This is a genomic window from Palleronia aestuarii (assembly GCF_003253995.1).
Classification (GTDB): domain Bacteria; phylum Pseudomonadota; class Alphaproteobacteria; order Rhodobacterales; family Rhodobacteraceae; genus Palleronia; species Palleronia aestuarii.
Window position 1 is genome coordinate 98,190 of the sequence record NZ_QKZL01000008.1, and the last position, 17,106, is coordinate 115,295.

General features: G+C 69.0%; 13 protein-coding genes. 8 read left to right on the forward strand and 5 right to left on the reverse strand.

Features of this window, described 5'->3' with window-relative positions; all coding sequences use genetic code 11:
* Positions 1-228 precede the first annotated feature (228 nt).
* From LX81_RS11315 to LX81_RS11325, 3 genes are all read right to left on the reverse strand, one after another.
* Complete coding sequence (locus tag LX81_RS11315; RefSeq protein ID WP_111537430.1) at positions 229-807, reverse strand: DUF924 family protein; 579 nt, start codon at positions 805-807, stop codon at positions 229-231.
* 138 nt (positions 808-945) lie between these two features.
* Positions 946-2,004, reverse strand: a complete 1,059-nt coding sequence (gene queA, locus LX81_RS11320; protein ID WP_111537431.1) for a tRNA preQ1(34) S-adenosylmethionine ribosyltransferase-isomerase QueA — start codon at positions 2,002-2,004, stop codon at positions 946-948.
* A gap of 59 nt (positions 2,005-2,063) precedes the next feature.
* A complete protein-coding gene (locus tag LX81_RS11325) occupies positions 2,064-5,375 on the reverse strand; it encodes an AsmA-like C-terminal region-containing protein (protein ID WP_111537432.1) in 3,312 nt (1,103 codons plus the stop codon).
* Between the two features lie 142 nt (positions 5,376-5,517).
* Between LX81_RS11325 and LX81_RS11330 the strand changes: the two genes are divergently transcribed.
* The 6 genes from LX81_RS11330 to LX81_RS11355 all read left to right on the forward strand — a co-directional run bounded on the left by LX81_RS11330 (position 5,518) and on the right by LX81_RS11355 (position 11,032).
* Positions 5,518-5,976, forward strand: coding sequence for a peroxiredoxin (locus LX81_RS11330; protein ID WP_373280279.1), 459 nt, complete (start codon positions 5,518-5,520; stop codon positions 5,974-5,976).
* 203 nt (positions 5,977-6,179) lie between these two features.
* Positions 6,180-7,493: a M23 family metallopeptidase gene (locus LX81_RS11335; RefSeq protein WP_234822581.1), complete on the forward strand. Its 1,314-nt coding sequence runs from the start codon at positions 6,180-6,182 to the stop codon at positions 7,491-7,493.
* Positions 7,483-8,016 carry a bactofilin family protein gene (locus LX81_RS11340; protein ID WP_111537434.1) on the forward strand — a complete coding sequence of 178 codons (534 nt, stop codon included), beginning with the start codon at positions 7,483-7,485 and terminating at the stop codon, positions 8,014-8,016. Before LX81_RS11335 ends, LX81_RS11340 begins: the two co-directional genes overlap by 11 nt.
* 39 nt (positions 8,017-8,055) lie before the next feature.
* Entirely contained in the window at positions 8,056-9,021 is a 966-nt protein-coding gene (pip, locus tag LX81_RS11345) for a prolyl aminopeptidase (RefSeq protein WP_111537435.1), read from the forward strand.
* Between the two features lie 125 nt (positions 9,022-9,146).
* A complete protein-coding gene (locus LX81_RS11350; RefSeq protein ID WP_111537436.1) occupies positions 9,147-9,668 on the forward strand; it encodes a DUF421 domain-containing protein in 522 nt (173 codons plus the stop codon).
* Positions 9,669-9,742: 74 nt separating this feature from the next.
* Complete coding sequence (locus tag LX81_RS11355) at positions 9,743-11,032, forward strand: O-acetylhomoserine aminocarboxypropyltransferase/cysteine synthase family protein (RefSeq protein WP_111537437.1); 1,290 nt, start codon at positions 9,743-9,745, stop codon at positions 11,030-11,032.
* A 6-nt stretch (positions 11,033-11,038) separates the two neighbouring features.
* Here LX81_RS11355 and LX81_RS11360 read toward each other — a convergent pair whose 3' ends face one another.
* Positions 11,039-11,734, reverse strand: a complete 696-nt coding sequence (locus LX81_RS11360; RefSeq protein WP_111537438.1) for an SIMPL domain-containing protein — start codon at positions 11,732-11,734, stop codon at positions 11,039-11,041.
* Between the two features lie 146 nt (positions 11,735-11,880).
* Between LX81_RS11360 and LX81_RS11365 the strand changes: the two genes are divergently transcribed.
* Together LX81_RS11365 and LX81_RS11370 are read left to right on the forward strand one after the other, a co-directional pair.
* Positions 11,881-14,061: a hypothetical protein gene (locus LX81_RS11365; protein ID WP_111537439.1), complete on the forward strand. Its 2,181-nt coding sequence runs from the start codon at positions 11,881-11,883 to the stop codon at positions 14,059-14,061.
* Positions 14,062-14,130: 69 nt separating this feature from the next.
* Complete coding sequence (locus LX81_RS11370) at positions 14,131-16,050, forward strand: monovalent cation:proton antiporter-2 (CPA2) family protein (protein ID WP_111537440.1); 1,920 nt, start codon at positions 14,131-14,133, stop codon at positions 16,048-16,050.
* A 12-nt stretch (positions 16,051-16,062) separates the two neighbouring features.
* Here the strand turns inward: LX81_RS11370 and cobT are convergent, their stop codons facing one another.
* Positions 16,063-17,082, reverse strand: coding sequence for a nicotinate-nucleotide--dimethylbenzimidazole phosphoribosyltransferase (gene cobT / locus LX81_RS11375; RefSeq protein WP_373280280.1), 1,020 nt, complete (start codon positions 17,080-17,082; stop codon positions 16,063-16,065).
* Positions 17,083-17,106: the final 24 nt, after the last annotated feature.

Sequence of the window (17,106 nt, forward strand, 5' to 3'; positions counted from 1 at the left end):
CTCCGATACATGCGCATGGACGCGGCATTCACTTAGGTCATACGCCAGAGGCGCGGCAAGCCCTCCCGAGCGGATCCTGCCGTTCATTCCCTGTCGCAACCGTCAAACTGCTGTGACGTGGAACCGCTACTAACGTCTCGGACGAGATAGACGTCGTCCCGCTCTCGTTATACGTGAATATCGGATCCGCTTACCCGCTGCCGCGCCGTTCCCGAAACCTCGAACGGTTCAGGCCGCCGTGCGAACCGCTTTGACAGTCGCGCCGTAGCCGCCCTGATCCATAAAATCCTGTTCCGCCTTCTGCGTCTTGCGCCCCAGCGCGTCGTTGCGGTACGGGAACCGCCCGAACTCGCGGATGACCTCGCGATGCGCCTTTGCGTGGAGAAGGTTCGACTCCCCCGTCTCGGGCATGCGGCTGTGAAAAAGACGTACGGAGCGGTCCTGATCGCTCAGGTTTTCGGAATGCATCAGCGGAAGATAGAAGAATTGCCGCGCGGGCTCGTTTATCCTCGTGTCCCAATTGCGCGCGATCGCCATCTTCGCCGCCGCGAGCGCGATCGGGTCGAGCGCGAAGGCCTTCGCGTCGCCACGGAACATGTTGCGCGGAAACTGGTCCGTGACGACGAGATAGGCCAACGTGCCCGTCGGATAGGTCAGCCACAGCGAAAGCCCTCCCTCCGACGCCCTGCGCCAGACCGGCTCGAACCGCTCCGTGATCGTGGCATCGAGCGCGTCGTCGCGATCGTACCATCCGGAGGGACCGACCTCGTCGATCCAGAAGGCCAGAACCTCTTCCGGCGTGGACATCTGCCTGCTCCCATCCTGCTCCCGTTGAGCGAACGTGACGCAAGGCGCGCAGGCTGGCAAGTGCCTCCTACGATCACCGGGCGGTAAAATCCCTGCGTTCGGACGCAAATTGCGGGGAAATCCGCGTGCGGGGCCTTGTCAGGCGCGCGGGTTACCGCCGCGCGGCAGAAGGAGCGACGCGTCGCCGTAGCTGTAGAAGCGGTATGCCCCTGCGATGGCATGGGCGTAGACCGCGCGGATCTCCTCTACACCCAGAAAGGCCGAGACCAGCATCATCAAGGTCGATTTCGGCAAATGGAAATTGGTGACGAGCCCGTCCGCGACGGCGAAGCGGAAGCCCGGCGTGATGAAGATGTCGGTCGCGCCCTCCCAAGGCTCGATCGCACCCGTCTTCTGAGCTGCGGTCTCGATCAGGCGCAAGGCCGTCGTGCCCACCGCGATGACCCGTCCGCCGTCCGCCCGCGTCGCCGCGATTTCCGCGGCCGCCTCGGCCGTCACGAGGCCGCGTTCGGCATGCATCCGGTGCTCTAAGATGTCGTCGACCTTCACCGGAAGGAACGTCCCCGCTCCGACATGGAGCGTGACATAGGTCAGCTCGACGCCCCGCTCCCTGAGGGCCTTCATCAGCGCATCGTCGAAATGCAGCGATGCGGTCGGCGCGGCCACCGCGCCCGTATGCCTGGCCCAGATCGTCTGATAATCCTGCATGTCCTGCGCGTCGGCGGGCCGGCGAGCGGCGATATAGGGCGGCAGCGGCATCAGCCCGGCCTCCGCCAGCGCGGCGTCGAACGCCTCTCCCTCGAGGTTGAACCGTAGCGACACCATTCCGTCGCCGCGCCGGAAGAGCTGCGCGCGGAGCCCCGCGTCGAACGCGATCTCCTCTCCGTCCTCGATCTTTCGCAAATGCTTGACGAGGGCGGTCCACCTACCGTCGGGCTCGGGTTCGAGAAGCGTCGCCTCTACCTTCGCCACGTGACCGTCACGCGTCCGGGTTCCGGCGAGGCGGGCCGGGATCACCCGCGTGTCGTTCAGAACCAGCCTGTCGCCGGGCCGTAGCCAGTCCGGCAAGTCGGAAACCTGCGCATCGGTGATCGCCGCACCCTGGGCCACGAGCATCCGCGCGCTCGACCGGGGTCGCGCCGGGCGGGTCGCGATGAACTCGTCGGGCAGTTCGAAATCGAATTCGCTCAGTTTCATGGTCCGTGCCCCTTGTCTCGCGGATGGGGCTTAGCGCCATTCGGAGGCGAGGCGAAGGGTCAGCGGGCCGGGCGACGCGGCGGATCGCGCCGAAAGATGTCGCGAAACGCCCCCGGTGTGAGGAGTGAAAGCGGATTGACCCCGACCGCAGGTTGCGCCACCGGCCCGCGGAGCGTGAAGGTCACGCCGAAAAGCCCCTCTCCCCTCCGCGTGAAGAGCGAACCGATGCGATTGACGACGTAGAGGGGCGAGAGCACGCCCTGCATGTCCATGGTACGCGCCACCGGGTCGTAGACGCCATCCATGGAGATCCCCATCGACGCCCCCGTGGCCGAAGAATTGTAGAGCGTGATCCGCGAGGGGGTCAGGCGAAAATCGGCCTCGACCTCGTCGAAAACGATCCCCTGTCCCTGAAGCTGCTCGACGAGGCCCACGACGCTCGCCGCCGACAGGATCTCGGCGATGGCCGGCGCGTCGCGCAGCCGCGTGTTCGAGACACGCAGCCGCCCGTCATAGCTGCCCCGATCGCCCGTGGGGGTGAGGGTGAGCGCCAGCGCGCCCCCCTCCACGCGGCGCACGAGGCCCGCATCGCGCAGGAGCGCCCCGGCATTGCCGCTGCCGAGGCTGATCGTGGCGCCCCGCGGCCCGCCCTCGATCCGGCCGGTGACGGTTTGCCCGCCGTTCACCCGGCCCTCGAAACGGCCCGCCAAGGTTCGTCCGGGCGCGAGATCGACCGCGAAGTTCGACAGCGCCACGGTATCGGTCACGACGAGCCTGTCGAGCCGGAGCGCCACCGGACCGCGGGTGCCGCCGCCCGCCGATCCGCCTCCGGCACCGAGCCGGGCGGTTCGGATGTCGATCTCTCCGCCCCGCACGGTGATCGCAGGTGCCGCGCCCCGGCCGCGCGCGCTGATCGTGACGCCCGCATCGAGCCAGGAGCCGAGAACCACCCGGTCGAGCGCCAGCGCCTCGAACCGCGGACCCGGTCCGAGCTCCACGCGGCCTTGCGCCGAAAGACCCGGCGCCTCCAGGCGAAGGGTGTCGATATCGGGTACCGCGCCCAGCGTTCCGCCAACGGTGAGGGAGGCGGGCGTCGCCGCCGCCTTCGACCAGTCGACGGCCGCGATGCGGAGGGCGACGCCGCGCAGATCGGTCGTGAGCGTCAGGCGCGGCGGCACATCCGGCGCGAGGTCGAGCGAGAGATCGCCCTCCCCCGAACCGCTCACGTAGCCATCGGGCAGCGCGACACCGAACCTCGCCAGTCCCTCGGGCGACAGCGCGACTCGCCCCTCGACCGATCCCTGCCCCCGATCGTCGCCGCGCAGGACCTGCTGCCACGATCCGTCGAACGCGACCCCGTCGAGGGTCGCGGCACCCTCGGCCCGGATAAGGTCCAGATCGGCGGTGATCGCCATCTCCTCTGCCCGCAATTCCCGCCCCGCGACGACCGTGTCGGACGCCAGATCACGAACGGTGCCACGGGCCGAGACGGCGATGTCGTCGGGCGTCAGGCCAGGCTTCAGGGGCAATTCGAGGTCCGTGCGCAGCGTGACCTCGCCCGTACCAAGATCGGGATCGCGCCCCACGCGATTGAGGAGCTTGAAGGGGTCCGCGTCGAGGACGGCAAGCAGAGCGGGAAGCGATCCGGTCGTGCGCAGGTCGAACCGCGCAGGGCTCGGCTTGATCCGCGTGTCTGGGATCGTCATCGTCGTCCCCGCGAGGTCGAGCGGGGCGCGGCCCGGCATCGTCACCACCCCGGCGTCGAGAGCGACCGCGAAGCGGTTCTCGCCGATCGACCCGAACCCGGCCATGCCGGTGAGGGGCGGGAGCGTGCGCAGGATCCGCGCGCGCGTCTCGGCAAAGGCGAAGCTCGCCGAAAGCCGTGGCTTCTCGTCGCCGGGCACGAAGCGCAGCGCAAGACGCGGCCCGTCGATCCGGCCCTCCTTCAGGTTCTCCGCCACCCATCGTCGCGGTCCCGGCGCGACTGGCAGCGGCCAGAGCGCGCGCAGGCGCTCCACGGAGAGCCGTTCCGTCGCGAGATCGACGCCCACGCGCCATCCCTCGGCGGAGGCGGAGATGCGGCCGGAGGCGCGCAGATGCCGTTCGCGCCGACCCTCGGGATCGGGCAGGACCAGCTCGCCGATCTCGACCTCGAACGGATCGAGCCTGAGCCGCATATCGAGCGACCCGTCCTGCGCCCGGACCGCGTTCTCGAAAAGGTCTGGCGCTTCGATCGCGACGTCCTCGATCGCGAATTGCCCGACCAGGGAGGCCGGCACGCCGGTATCTCCGAAATCGCCCAGATCGGCATGCCCCGAGAGCCGCAGCGCACCGAGCGAGGAGCGCGCCGAGATCTCCGCAAAGGTCAGGCGCGCGGTCGCGGCGTCGTAGTCGAGCGCGGCCCGCGCAGATTCGAAGGGGATAGGACGCGTCGCCCGGCGCGGTTGGATCGCGCCCGCTCCGATTTCGAGGCTCCCCGAGAGATCGGCGAGCGCGCCCTGCGCGTCGAGATGCGCCGCCAGGCGTCCGGAAAGCGGTGCGTCGAGGACGGAAAGGAAGCCGAGAACCGGAGCCTGCGCCGCGATGCTTTCCGCCGTGACGTCGTCGAGGCGCGCGGACAGCGTGGCGCCGCTATCCGCTCGGCGCGTCGCGAGGGCGAGATCGACGCGCGAGGCGGTGTCGTTCCCCTCGAAGAGATCCGCGGCGAGGGTGAGCCGTGTCCCCTCCGGTGTCCGCGCCAGCGCGATCCGCGTGTCCACGGCCTGCAAAACCTGCGCGGCGCGCGCATCCTCGAGCGTCACGGTGCCCCCGTCGATCCGCACCGCTTCAAGCCGGTCGAAGGGCGCCGCTTCCATGGCCGCGTCGACCGTGTCGAGAAGCGCCCCGAGCCCGCCATCGCGGGGTCCGCCCTCGAGCGCGAAGGGCAATTCGAACGCGCCCTCGGCATCGCGCCTGAGCGAGAGCGTAACCCCCTCCCCCGCGAGATCGCGCGGCGCCACGCGACCCCGGATCGCCGCGGCCGGATCGAAGGCAGCCCCAATCTCGCGGACCTCTAGGAGAGGCAGGCCCTCCGCGGTCCGGATCGCGACGTTCTCGAGCCAGAGACGCGGCAGGATATGACGGTCGAGCCCGACGGAGATGCGGCCCATCGAGACCGCGACGGGCGCGAGCGCCTCATCGACGCGCGCCTCGATCCGATCGGTCAGCGTCTCGGGCAACGCGATCCGCCGTTCAGTCACGGCGAGGACCGCGATGCAGAGTAGGAGCGAGAAGAGGAGCGCGCTCGCGATCCCCCAGCTACGCCTGTGGATCCGCCGCAGGTGCTGTCTCCGCCGGCCTTTTCGGGTCCTGTTGTCCGGATTGCCGCTCATCGGGCCCTTATCCCTCCACCTGCCGTCATTCGCCACCGGGGCGGGCCTCTTTCCGCTCACGATCGCGGCAGGAAGGGGGGCAGGTTTTCATTCCCCGCAATCGGCCTAGAAAGATCCGGCGCCCTGTTTCGAGGAGAGAATGATGGACCTGACGAACGAACCTGCCCCGGGCTTCACCCTGCCGCGCGACGGCGACGGCACCGTTACGCTTTCGGAGATCGACGGCCCGGTGATCCTCTACTTCTACCCGCGCGACGACACGTCGGGCTGCACCGCGGAAGCGCTCGATTTCACCGCCCGGGCCGCGGAGTTCGAAGCGGCGGGGGCGACGATCCTCGGGATCTCGAAGGACAGCGTGGCGCAGCACGACAAGTTCCGCGACAAGCACGGCCTCGGCATCGCGCTCCTGTCGGACGCGGCCGGCGATGTCTGCGAGCGGTACGGCGTCTGGGTCGAGAAGAAGATGTACGGCAAGACTCATATGGGGATCGAGCGATCGACCTTCCTCGTCGACGGTTCGGGCCGGGTCGAGCGCGAATGGCGCAAGGTCAAGGTTCCGGGGCACGTGGAAGAGGTGCTCGAGGCGGTGAAGGCTCTCTGACATGTGGTTTTGCTGGGGTTCCCGGCAAATCATCCGGCCTCGGTCGCGATCGGCGAATTCATGCCGATTCGCGGCTGGAACGGCTTTCTTACGATTCAGTTAACCATAATTTCTTGCTCCGCACAGCTTGCCCCGGTACGCAATACGCAGGTAGCAAAAACCATACCAGTGCTGCACCAAGACAGCAGAGGGGCAGAGACCAAGTGAGCAACGGACGCCTTCCGGGCGGCGCGATCGCGCGCGCCTTTCCCGAGAAACGACTTTTCCTGAGAACCGATACGGAGACGCGCTTCGTGCGCCTTTCCCCCGCCACGCAGTTCCTTGCCCTGTCGGGCATGGCGCTCGTCGTCGGCTGGACGATCGTCGCGACCTCCATGATCCTCGTCGACGGGATCGGGACCGATCATCTCCGCGATCAGACTCAGCGCGAGCGCGCGCTTTTCGAGGAGCGGCTTAACGGCATATCTGGGGAACGCGACCAGGCGCTCGCGGATGCGCGGGCGGCACAGGAACGCTTCACCGCCGCGCTCGAGCAAGTCAGCGAGATGCAGACGCAGCTCCTGGTTTCCGAGACCCGGCGCGAGGAACTGACACGCGGCCTCGATGCGACGCATGGCACGCTGCGCACGGCCATCGCCGAACGCGATGCCGCGATGACCGAGGCGGAGGAACTCTCCGTCGCGCTGAACGGAGACGGAAAATCCGGCACCGAGATCGCCCGGATCGACGACGTCGAGACGACCGTCGACGTACTCGCCTCCGCCCTGAACGCGACGGCCGGGCAGCGCGACGCCCTTGCCGACGAGGCCCGTGACGCGGAGGATTTCGCAGAGGAGCTTATCCTGGAGGCGAAGCTCGCCGAGGATCGCAACGCGAAGATCTTCTCGCAGCTCGAGGACGCGCTCAGCATCTCCGTGGAGCCGCTCGACAAGATGTTCACCGCCGCGGGTCTTTCGACCGACGATCTCCTGAACACGGTGCGCGCGGGCTATTCCGGTCAGGGCGGACCGCTCACGCCGATGAGCTTCTCTACGAAGGGTTCCGGCCCGGACGAGGACAGCCTGCGGGCGAATTCGATCCTGGAGCGGCTCGACCGGATGAACCTCTACCGGATCGCCGCGCAGAAGGCGCCCTTCGCGCTGCCGATCCAGGCTGCCTTCCGCTTCACCTCGGGCTTCGGGCCGCGATGGGGCCGCATGCACGAGGGCACAGATTTCGCCGCGGCGCATGGCACGCCGATCTATTCCACGGCGGACGGCGTCGTGATCTTCGCCGGGCGGCAATCGGGCTACGGCAACCTCGTGAAGATCCAGCACGAATTCGGCATAGAGACACGATACGCACACATGTCGAAGGTTCGCGTGAACGTGGGCCAAAGGGTATCGCGCGGGGACCGCATCGGTGATATGGGCAATACAGGCCGCTCGACCGGCACGCATCTCCACTACGAGATCCGCGTGGTGGGCAAGCCCGTCAACCCGATGACCTACATCAAGGCCGCGCAGGATGTTTTCTAAGAGCAAGATCAACGAGCCTGGTCCGAAGCAGATGGGCGAAACGGCCCCCGGCGCCGATCCCGATCCCGCGCTTGCCCCCTCCCGCTTGGGAAACGACATGCCCGTACCCGCGCCGAAATCGAAGCCCGCCGCGTCGGTCCTGTCGTCGGACCTGATCATCAAGGGCAACCTCAAGACCACCGGTGACATCCAGATCGAGGGTCAGGTCGAAGGCGACATCCGGGCGCACCTGCTCACCGTGGGCGAGGCCGCGACGATCAAGGGCGAGGTGATGGCAGACGATGTCGTGGTCAACGGCCGCGTCGTCGGCTGCGTGCGCGGATTGAAGGTCCGCCTGACCTCCACCGCGCGGGTGGAAGGCGACATCATCCATAAGACCATCGCCATCGAATCCGGCGCGCATTTCGAGGGATCGGTTGCCCGGCGCGACGATCCGCTCAACACGAAATCCCCCACCTCCTCCGGCACGTCCCAATCCCCGTCGCGCGGAACGGCGATCGTCACCGCGGACGCACAGGGCTAGACGCCGGAAACGCCGTCCGGACGCGATCCCTCCCGCGCGATGCAGGCCGATCACGCTCATCCGGCGGCGCCGAGCTTTGCCGGCCATGTCGATGTCGGCGATGGCCATTCCCTCTATGTGGAGGTTTCGGGCCCCGAGGACGGGCTTGCCGCCATCGTCCTGCATGGCGGACCGGGCAGCGGATCGCATCCGGGCTTCCGTCAGCTCTTCGACACGCAGCGCTACCGCGTCGTGCTCTTCGACCAGCGCGGCGCGGGGCGGAGTCGGCCCCGGGGCGGGCGGGAGCACAACACCACCGCCCACCTGATCGCCGATATCGAACGGCTTCGTACGCGCTTCGGCATCGCGGACTGGCTCGTCGTCGGCGGCTCCTGGGGGGCGACGCTCGCCCTCGCCTACGCCGAACGCCATCCGGAGCACGTTCGCGGGCTCGTCCTGCGCTCCGTGTTCCTCGGCACCCGCGCGGAGATCGAGACGGCCTTCTGCGAGACGTTGCCCCGCTTCCATCCGGAGCTGCACGAGGACTTCCTGGCGGAGCTTCCGCCCGGTGAGCGTTCCCGCCCGCTCGATGCCTACTGGGCGCGGATCCTCGATCCCGATCCGGCCGTGCATCGACGTGCGGCTCGCGCCTGGTACGCCACGGAACGCATCCTGTCGGAGTTTCAACCCCGGACGACACGGCTTTCCCCCGACGCCCTGGCCGACACCCCCGGCCCGCTGCCCGTAAGCCCGTTTCTGGAGGCTCATTATTTCAGCCACGACTGCTTCCTCGAACCGAACGAGATCCTGCACCGCGCACAACGGCTCGAGGGCCTTCCGGGAACGCTGATCCAGCCCCGCTACGACCTCCTCTGCCCTCCCGCGACGGCGCATGCGCTCGCGCGGGCCTGGCCGACGGCGCGGATCGTCGGCATTCCGCAGGCCGGGCATACGATGAGCGACGGCGGCACCGTCGATGCCCTGCGCCGCGCGGTCGCCAGGCACGCGCGCGACGGGGACCGGTAGATCGCTTCACTGGCGCTTCGCAGGCGCCGGTCGGGGAGTGCCGGACGGATCGCGGACAGGCGTCGGCATTGAACCCGCCGCCCGAAGGCTGCATTGGGAGGAGGACGCCCAGAACGGAGGCCGCCATGCCCGTCTTCATCGACAGCCTTGCCGGGATCGGGCGCGTCGCGCTCCTGTGCCTCTTCGCCTACGCGGCCGTGGTCGTGATGATCCGCATCTCGGGCAAACGCACGCTCGCAAAACTCAACGCCTTCGACTTCATCGTGACCGTGGCGCTCGGGTCGACGCTCGCCTCCACGATCCTGTCGAAATCGACTCCGCTGATCGAGGGTCTCGCGGCGTTCGCCACGCTCATCGCGCTGCAATGGCTCGTGGCGTACGCCTCGGTCCGGTCCCGCGCGATCGACCGACTGGTACGATCCGAATCGACGCTCCTCATGCATCGGGGCGAGGTGCTGCACGCGGCACTCCGGCGCGAGCGGGTGACGGAGGGAGAGCTCATGACCGTGATCCGGACGAGCCCCGCCAACACGCCCGAGAACGTCGAGGCGGTGATCCTCGAGACCGACGGCGCCTTCAGCGTGATTACCCGCGACGGCCCCGGCGACCGGACCCCCTACACGACGCAGAGCGTGGCGAACGTCTGACAGCGGGCGCGGCGGCGGCCGCGCCCATCCACGCGCCCGGATCCCCGGCGCAATTACCCAAGGGAGGAAACAAGATGAGCGATCTGGCGAAGGGTTTCGACACGCTGCAAATCCATGCGGGCGCAGGGCCCGATCCGACGACGGGGGCACGGCAGGTTCCGATCTACCAATCGACCGCCTTCGTCTTTCGCGACGCCGATCATGCCGCACGCCTCTTCAATCTCGAGGAGGTGGGCTACATCTACTCGCGGCTGACGAACCCCACGGTGGGGGCGTTGCAGCAGCGCGTGGCAGCACTCGAGGGCGGCGTGGGGGCGATCGGCTGTTCCTCCGGACACGCCGCGCAGATCATGGCGCTCTTCCCCCTGATGGCCCCGGGCCGGAACGTCGTCGTGTCGACCCGTCTCTATGGTGGAACGGTCACGCAGATGACGCAGACCATCCGGCGCTTCGGCTGGTCGGCGACCTTCGTCGATTTCGACGACCTCGACGCGATCCGTGCGGCCATCGACGACGACACCCGCGCGGTCTTCTGCGAGAGCATCGCCAATCCCGGCGGCTACATCACCGATCTCGACGCCGTGGCGGAGGTAGCGCGGGAGGCGGGGCTGCCGCTCATCGTGGACAACACCTCCGCCACGCCCTGGCTTTGCCGCCCGTTCGAGCATGGCGCGACGCTCGTCGTCCACTCTACGACGAAGTATCTCACCGGCAACGGCACAGTGACCGGCGGCGTGGTCGTCGACAGCGGCACGTTCGACTGGTCGGCCTCCGGCAAGTTCCCGTCGCTCTCGGAGCCGGAGCCCGCCTACCACGGCCTCAAGTTCCACGAGACCTTCGGCAAGATGGCCTTCACCTTCCACGGCGTGGCGATCGGGCTGCGCGATCTCGGCATGACGATGAACCCGCAGGCCGCGCATTACACCCTCATGGGGATCGAGACGCTGAGCCTGCGGATGGCGCGGCACGTGGAGAACGCCGTGAAGATCGCGAACTGGCTGGAGAAGGACCCCCGCGTCGATTACGTCACCTATGCGGGCCTCCCCTCCTCGCCCTATCATTCGCGGGTGGAGAAGATCTGCCCGCGCGGCGCCGGGGCGCTCTTCACCTTCGCGGTCAAGGGCGGCTACGATTCCTGCGTGAAGCTCATCGACGCGGTGGAGATCTTCAGCCACGTGGCCAATCTCGGCGATGCGAAGAGCCTGATCATCCATTCCGCCTCCACCACGCATCGCCAGCTCGATGCGAACCAGCAGGTTGCGGCCGGGGCACCGCCGGAGGTCGTCCGCGTCTCGATCGGGATCGAGGATGCGGACGACCTCATCGCGGATCTCGATCAGGCGCTCGCGAAGGCCACCGCCTGAGGGCGTTCAGGATCCGATGGCGAAGCGGATCGTGACGGTGGCGCGGCGTTCGATCACGCCCGCCGCGATCGGCATGGCGCTGGCACGCATCTCCATCATCGGGCCGGGGCCGCCATCCGGCCCGGCTTCCCGGATCTCGAGAATGGCGCCGAGCGACTGGCCCGCCGCGTCGGCCACCGCTTCCGCCTTGCGCCGGGCATCCCCGACCGCGCCTTGCAACGCCGCGTCGGCGAGGGCCGCGTCGTCTGTGATGTCGAGGCGGAACCCGCCGACCCGGTTCGCCCCCGCCGCGATCGCCGCATCGAGAAGCGCCCCCACGGTGTCGAGGTCGCGCAGGACCGCGGACAGGTCGCTCGACGCCTCGTAGGAGGCGATCCGCGGCGCGGTCTGTTCATCGGGGCCCGGCGCGGAATAGACGGGGACGACCGAGATACCCGTCGTCTGCAAATCCGCCTCCGCGATACCTCCGTCCCGCAACGCGGCAAGGACGGGGGAAAGGTTCTCGGACACGCCCGCGACCGCATCGGCGGCCGTCTCTCCCTCGGCCACCACGCCGAGCGACAGGAGCGCCATGTCAGGCGCGGCCGTCGCCCGGCCCTCTCCGGTGACCACGATCACCGCGCCGCCATTCTCCTGCGCGGTCGCGGCCAGCGGCGCTGCGAGCAACGCCCCCGTCGCGACGATCCTCAGAAGCCTTCTCATCCCGCTCTTCTCCTCTTGCCCGGCCGTGGCCGAAATGCCCGCATGGGCGGAAGCTGCGCCCCGAACTTGCTGGCCGGGAACGCCGTCAGTACCATGATCAAGAGATTGCGTTCACGGCAAATCACGTCTCACGGTAAAAGCCTGACATGAAGACGACATTCCTGCTCGACCTGACCCATGACGGGATCCGGCTGCGCCAGCGCGGCGCGGACGGGGAGGCCGTGATGGGAGAGATCGCCCTCGACGCGCCCGATTTCGAGTCGCGCCTCGATGCCCTGCGCCGCGATGCGGAGGCACGGGCCGGCGGCCCGGTCGAGACGATCGTGACGATCCCGGCCTCCGAAGTGCTCTACACGCGCATCGAGGGCACCGATGCGGCGACGATCGGCGCGGCGCTCGACGGGCTCACGCCCTATGCGCTCGACGATCTCGTCTTCGACTGGCACCCCGGCGAGGCGGGGCAGTCCCACGTCGCGGCCGTCGCGCGGGAGACGCTGGCCGAGGCGGAAAGCTTCGCGCGCGCCCACGGCTTCGATCCGCGCGGTTTCGCCGGGGAGCCGCAGCCGGGGCTCTTCGACACGGCCCCCGATTTCGGTTCCGCATCGGGGCGGCCCGCTGCGCCGGACGGGGTCGGACCGGCAACTCCTCCGCAAACGGGAGAGCAGACGCCGCTTCCGACCGCGACACCGGTCCTTCCGGTCGGCACCGAAACCGGCGCGGGGCATTTCGCGGAGGAGCCCGCGCCCTTCGTTCCAGCACCGCGCGGCCCCGCCGGTCCCGGTTCCGGGGAGCACGCGGGGAAAAAGCCCGATCGCGCCATCCCGCGCCCGTCGCCCCGCGCCATCCCCGCCGCCAACGCCTCGCGCGGCGGGCGGAAGAGCGCGTCGAGCCGGACATCCGGCCTCGCCCTGCCCGCGATCGCCGCCCTGATCCTGTTCGGATTCCTCGCCTGGTCGTTCTTCCTCGCCGCGCCGCCGGAGCCGGAAGTGATCGCCACCGAGGATGCGCCCCTGCCGTCATCCGACACGGCTCGATCCGTCCCGGTCGAAGAGCCGACCGCACCAACCGGCACCGAGCCGGTCGAGGCGCCGCCCGCAGAGGCTCCGCCCGATCCGGAACGGATCGCGCCCAACGATCCGCTGAACCGACCCGGGGGCGCGCCCGACACGGGACGCTACGCCGCGACCGGCGTGGAGGATGCCGTTCCGGGACGACCAGACATACCCGGCGACGACAATCCGGGCGAGGTGGGCGACGGAATGCGCGACCCGGTCCTGCGCACCGATCCCGTCACCCTGTCGCTCGCCGCACCGGAAGCGTCCCCCGCCCAGCCCGGCGCACTCCTCTCCCCGCCGCCGCAGGAGCGCCCTAAATCCGATGCGGAGGATCGCGGCAATCCCGAGGGAACGGTGGAGCCCCCGGCATCCGCCGAGGGCGTCGCGCAGCCGGACCAGGCTCCGCCTCCGCGCGATACCGCCGCGGTGCCGGAAGACGAGAGCGCCGTCGCTGCGGCGCTCGACGACGCCCTGCCGGAGGAAACGAGAGAGCCGGATGCGCCCGAGACCGAGACGTCGGGCCCTAGCCCGGACGGCGCTCCTGCACCGGCGGCGCCTGCCGAGACCGAGATCGTCGTGACCGATGGCCCCCCTCCGGTTCGCCCGCCGCCCGCACCGCGCCGCGATGCGGCCGCGCCGGTTCCTGCCGCGATCCCAGTAATCGAAGGCGCGCCTCCGGTCACGCCGCCCGCGCGACCGCAAGGTCCCGCCACGCGCGACGAGACGGCGCTCGACCCCGATCCCGCGGGGCCGGCGGGAACCGATGCCGCGCCACTTACGCTGACGGCTCCGGACAGCCCGGTGATCGTGGAGAACGCGCCTCCCGCGCGTCCGGCCCGGCGGCCCGCGGAGATGTCGGCGTTACCCGAACCCTCGACCGACAGCGATGCGGTATCGGCCGCGATCGCCGCGGCGATCGCCACGCCCGAACCACCGGCGGAGATCGATCCGACGGGCGCCATCGCCCGCTCGCTCGCGCCGCGCGGCCGGCCGGGCGACCTCGTGATCTCTCCGCCCGCCACGACCCCCGACAGGTCGAGCCGCGATCTCGCGATGACCGCGCCCGCGCTCGTCCGGGGCGGGGCGAGCCTCATCGGCGTCTTCGGCTCGCCCTCGAACCGGCGCGCGCTGGTGCAGCTGCCCAACGGGAGGTTCGAGAAGGTCAGCGTCGGCGATCGGATCGATGGCGGGCAAGTGAGCGAGATCGGGAGCGAGAGCCTGACCTATGTCCGCGACGGGATGGCGATCCCCCTGCAATTGCCCGGCGGATAGCGCGACAGGCTTGCATGACCACGGTCCAGTACGCATTCTGGACGCCACATCTTACAATCGAGAGTTGAAATGGAATCCTTCCTGTTCCAGGCCACGGTCTATCTCGCCGCGGCGGTGATCGCGGTTCCGCTGGCCGCTCGGCTCGGCCTCGGCTCCGTGCTCGGCTATCTCGCCGCCGGCATCCTGATCGGCCCGGTCTTCGGCCTCGTCGGCTCGGAGACGGAGGATCTGAAGCATTTCGCGGAATTCGGCGTCGTGATGATGCTGTTCCTCATCGGCCTCGAGCTCGAGCCGAAGGCGCTCTGGGACATGCGCCATCGTCTGATCGGGCTGGGCGGGAGCCAGGTCGTGCTCACCATGGCGCTCGTCGCGGGCGCGGCGCTCGTTCTGGGACAGGATCTGAATTCGGCCATCGCGATCAGCATGATCTTCGCGCTGAGCTCCACCGCCATCGTGCTCCAGACTCTCAACGAGAAGCGGCTGATGCGGACGGCGGGCGGGCGATCCTCCTTCTCCGTCCTGCTCACGCAGGATATCGCGGTCATTCCGATGCTGGCGCTTCTGCCGCTTCTCGCGGTGGGCGGTCATTCCGCCGCGACCGGAGGGCACGGCGCGGAGGATATTCCCGACACGACCGCCGGCAACCATGCGGAGGCCGCCGTCTCGCTTCTCGATTCGATGCCGGGCTGGGCGCTGACCCTCATCACGATCGGGGCGATCGGGGCGATCATCGTGGCGGGGATCTTCGGCACGCGCCCGGTCTTTCGCTACATCCACCGCGCGCGGCTCCGCGAACTCTACACCGCCCTGGCGCTCCTGATCGTGATCTCCATCGCCTTCGTCATGAGCATCGTCGGCCTCTCCCCCGCGCTCGGCACCTTCCTCGCGGGCGTCGTCCTCGCCAACTCGGAATTCCGCCACGAGCTCGAATCGGACATCGAGCCCTTCAAGGGGCTGCTCCTCGGGCTCTTCTTCATCACCGTCGGCGCGGGCATCTCCTTCACGACGCTCTGGAGCGCACCGGTCTCGATCCTCGCCCTCACGCTCGGGATGATGCTCGTGAAGGGCATCGTGCTCTACTGCCTCGCCATCCTCTTCAAACTCGACACGCGCGATCGCTGGCTCTTCACGCTCGGCCTCGCGCAGGCTGGCGAATTCGGCTTCGTGCTCGTCTCCTTCTCGCTGCAGACCAACGTGCTGGGGCAGGAGCTCGCGGAACTGCTGCTGCTCGTCGTCGCACTCTCGATGCTGATCACGCCGCTCTTCTTCATCGTCTTCGAGCAGATCTCGAAGCGCGTCACCGAGCCCGAAAAGGAGCAGCCGCCTGCCGACGAGATCGACGAGCAGGCGCCCGTCATCATCGCCGGGATCGGCCGCTTCGGCCAGGTCGTGAACCGGATGCTACAGCTCGCGGGCTTCGACACGACCGTGCTCGACCACGACCTCGACACGATCCAGCTCATGCGGAAGTTCGGCTTCAAGGGCTTCTTCGGCGACCCGACCCGTCCGGAACTGCTCCATGCCGCGGGGCTCGATACCGCCAAGGTTCTCGTCGTCGCGATGGATCAGCCGAAGAACGTCACGGCGCTCGTGGAATATGCCCGCAAGACCCGCCCGGACCTGCACATCATCGCCCGCGCCTACGACCGCAACCACGTCTATGCCCTCTACCGCGCCGGGGCCGACGACATCGTGCGGGAGGTCTTCGACAGCTCGCTCCGGGCCGGTCGCTACGTGCTCGAGAATATCGGGCTCAGCGAGTTCGAGGCGGCGGAGCTCGAGAAGGCGTTCTTCCGGGTCGACCGCTCCGCCCTGCGCGAACTCGCGGAACTCTGGCAGCCCGGCGTTCCGATCTCGCGCAACGCGGCCTACATGGAACGGGCGAAGGCGCTCGACAACGACCTCGAAAGCGCGCTCTCCGCGAAATACGACGAAATGCGTCGCGGCGGGAATGACGATGACGACGACGAGACGGAGAGTGCGGCCTGACGAGAGAGCCCGTCAGCCGTCCGTTACCCCGGCCTCCGCGAAGGTGGCCATGCCCGAATGGCAGGCGAGCGCGCCTTGCAGGACACCGACCGCGAGCGCCGCGCCCGACCCCTCGCCGAGCCTCAGCCCGAGCGAAAGGAGGGGCGGCTTGCCGATCGCGGCGAGCAGCCTGCCATGCCCCCCTTCCGCGGAAAGATGGCCCGCGACGCAGTGATCGAGCGCGCCGGGACGCGCCTTTTCCCAGACCGAGGCCGCGGCGGTGCAGATGAACCCGTCGAGGATCACGGGGATCCGCGCGTGCCGCGCGCGCAGGATCGCGCCCGCCATCGCCGCGAGCTCCCGTCCCCCGACCGCGCGGAGGGCGCCCATGGGATCGCCCAGGAGCGTCGCGTTCCGCTCCAGCCCGCGGCTCACGATCCCGGCCTTGGCCGAGAGCGCGGTATCGTCGAGCCCGGTGCCGCGCCCGGTCCAGTCCGCCGCCGCACCCCCCCAGAGCGCGCAGGCGAGCGCCGCGGCGGACGTGGTGTTGCCGATCCCCATCTCGCCCACGACGAGAAGATCGGCATCGTCCGCCACAGCCGCCCAGCCCGTAGAGAGCGCGGCAAGACATTCCTGCTCGCTCATCGCCGGGCCTTGGGTGAAATCCGCCGTGGGCCGGTCGAGGTCGAGCGGATGCACGTCGAGCGACGCGCCGAAGGTCCGGGCGAGCTGGTTGATCGCGGCGCCCCCGGCCGCGAAATTCGCAACCATCTGCGCCGTCACCTCGGCCGGGAAGGCCGACACGCCCTGCCCGACAATACCGTGATTGCCCGCGAAGACGACGATCTGCGGACGCGCGAGACCCGGCCGCGGATCGCCGCGCCACGCGGCGTACCAGATCGCGAGCTCCTCCAGTCGGCCGAGTGCGCCGGGCGGTTTCGTCAGGACCGCATCGCGCGCCCGTGCCGCAGCCTCTGCCTGCCCGTCGGGTTCCTGCAGATCCGCCAAGGCGTCTGCGACATCCTCCACCGAACCGAACCGCGCCTCAGACATCGCCATCCCCCGTCATCTCGACCC

What these genes read in the sequence shown, in the direction of transcription:
- LX81_RS11315 (WP_111537430.1), bottom strand. Translation starts at nt 807, where the DNA reads ATGTCCACGCCGGAAGAGGTTCTGGCCTTCTGGATCGACGAGGTCGGT.
- queA (WP_111537431.1), bottom strand. Translation starts at nt 2,004, where the DNA reads ATGAAACTGAGCGAATTCGATTTCGAACTGCCCGACGAGTTCATCGCG.
- LX81_RS11325 (WP_111537432.1), bottom strand. Translation starts at nt 5,375, where the DNA reads ATGAGCGGCAATCCGGACAACAGGACCCGAAAAGGCCGGCGGAGACAG.
- LX81_RS11330 (WP_373280279.1), top strand. Translation starts at nt 5,518, where the DNA reads ATGGACCTGACGAACGAACCTGCCCCGGGCTTCACCCTGCCGCGCGAC.
- LX81_RS11340 (WP_111537434.1), top strand. Translation starts at nt 7,483, where the DNA reads ATGTTTTCTAAGAGCAAGATCAACGAGCCTGGTCCGAAGCAGATGGGC.
- pip (WP_111537435.1), top strand. Translation starts at nt 8,056, where the DNA reads ATGCAGGCCGATCACGCTCATCCGGCGGCGCCGAGCTTTGCCGGCCAT.
- LX81_RS11350 (WP_111537436.1), top strand. Translation starts at nt 9,147, where the DNA reads ATGCCCGTCTTCATCGACAGCCTTGCCGGGATCGGGCGCGTCGCGCTC.
- LX81_RS11355 (WP_111537437.1), top strand. Translation starts at nt 9,743, where the DNA reads ATGAGCGATCTGGCGAAGGGTTTCGACACGCTGCAAATCCATGCGGGC.
- LX81_RS11360 (WP_111537438.1), bottom strand. Translation starts at nt 11,734, where the DNA reads ATGAGAAGGCTTCTGAGGATCGTCGCGACGGGGGCGTTGCTCGCAGCG.
- LX81_RS11365 (WP_111537439.1), top strand. Translation starts at nt 11,881, where the DNA reads ATGAAGACGACATTCCTGCTCGACCTGACCCATGACGGGATCCGGCTG.
- LX81_RS11370 (WP_111537440.1), top strand. Translation starts at nt 14,131, where the DNA reads ATGGAATCCTTCCTGTTCCAGGCCACGGTCTATCTCGCCGCGGCGGTG.
- cobT (WP_373280280.1), bottom strand. Translation starts at nt 17,082, where the DNA reads ATGTCTGAGGCGCGGTTCGGTTCGGTGGAGGATGTCGCAGACGCCTTG.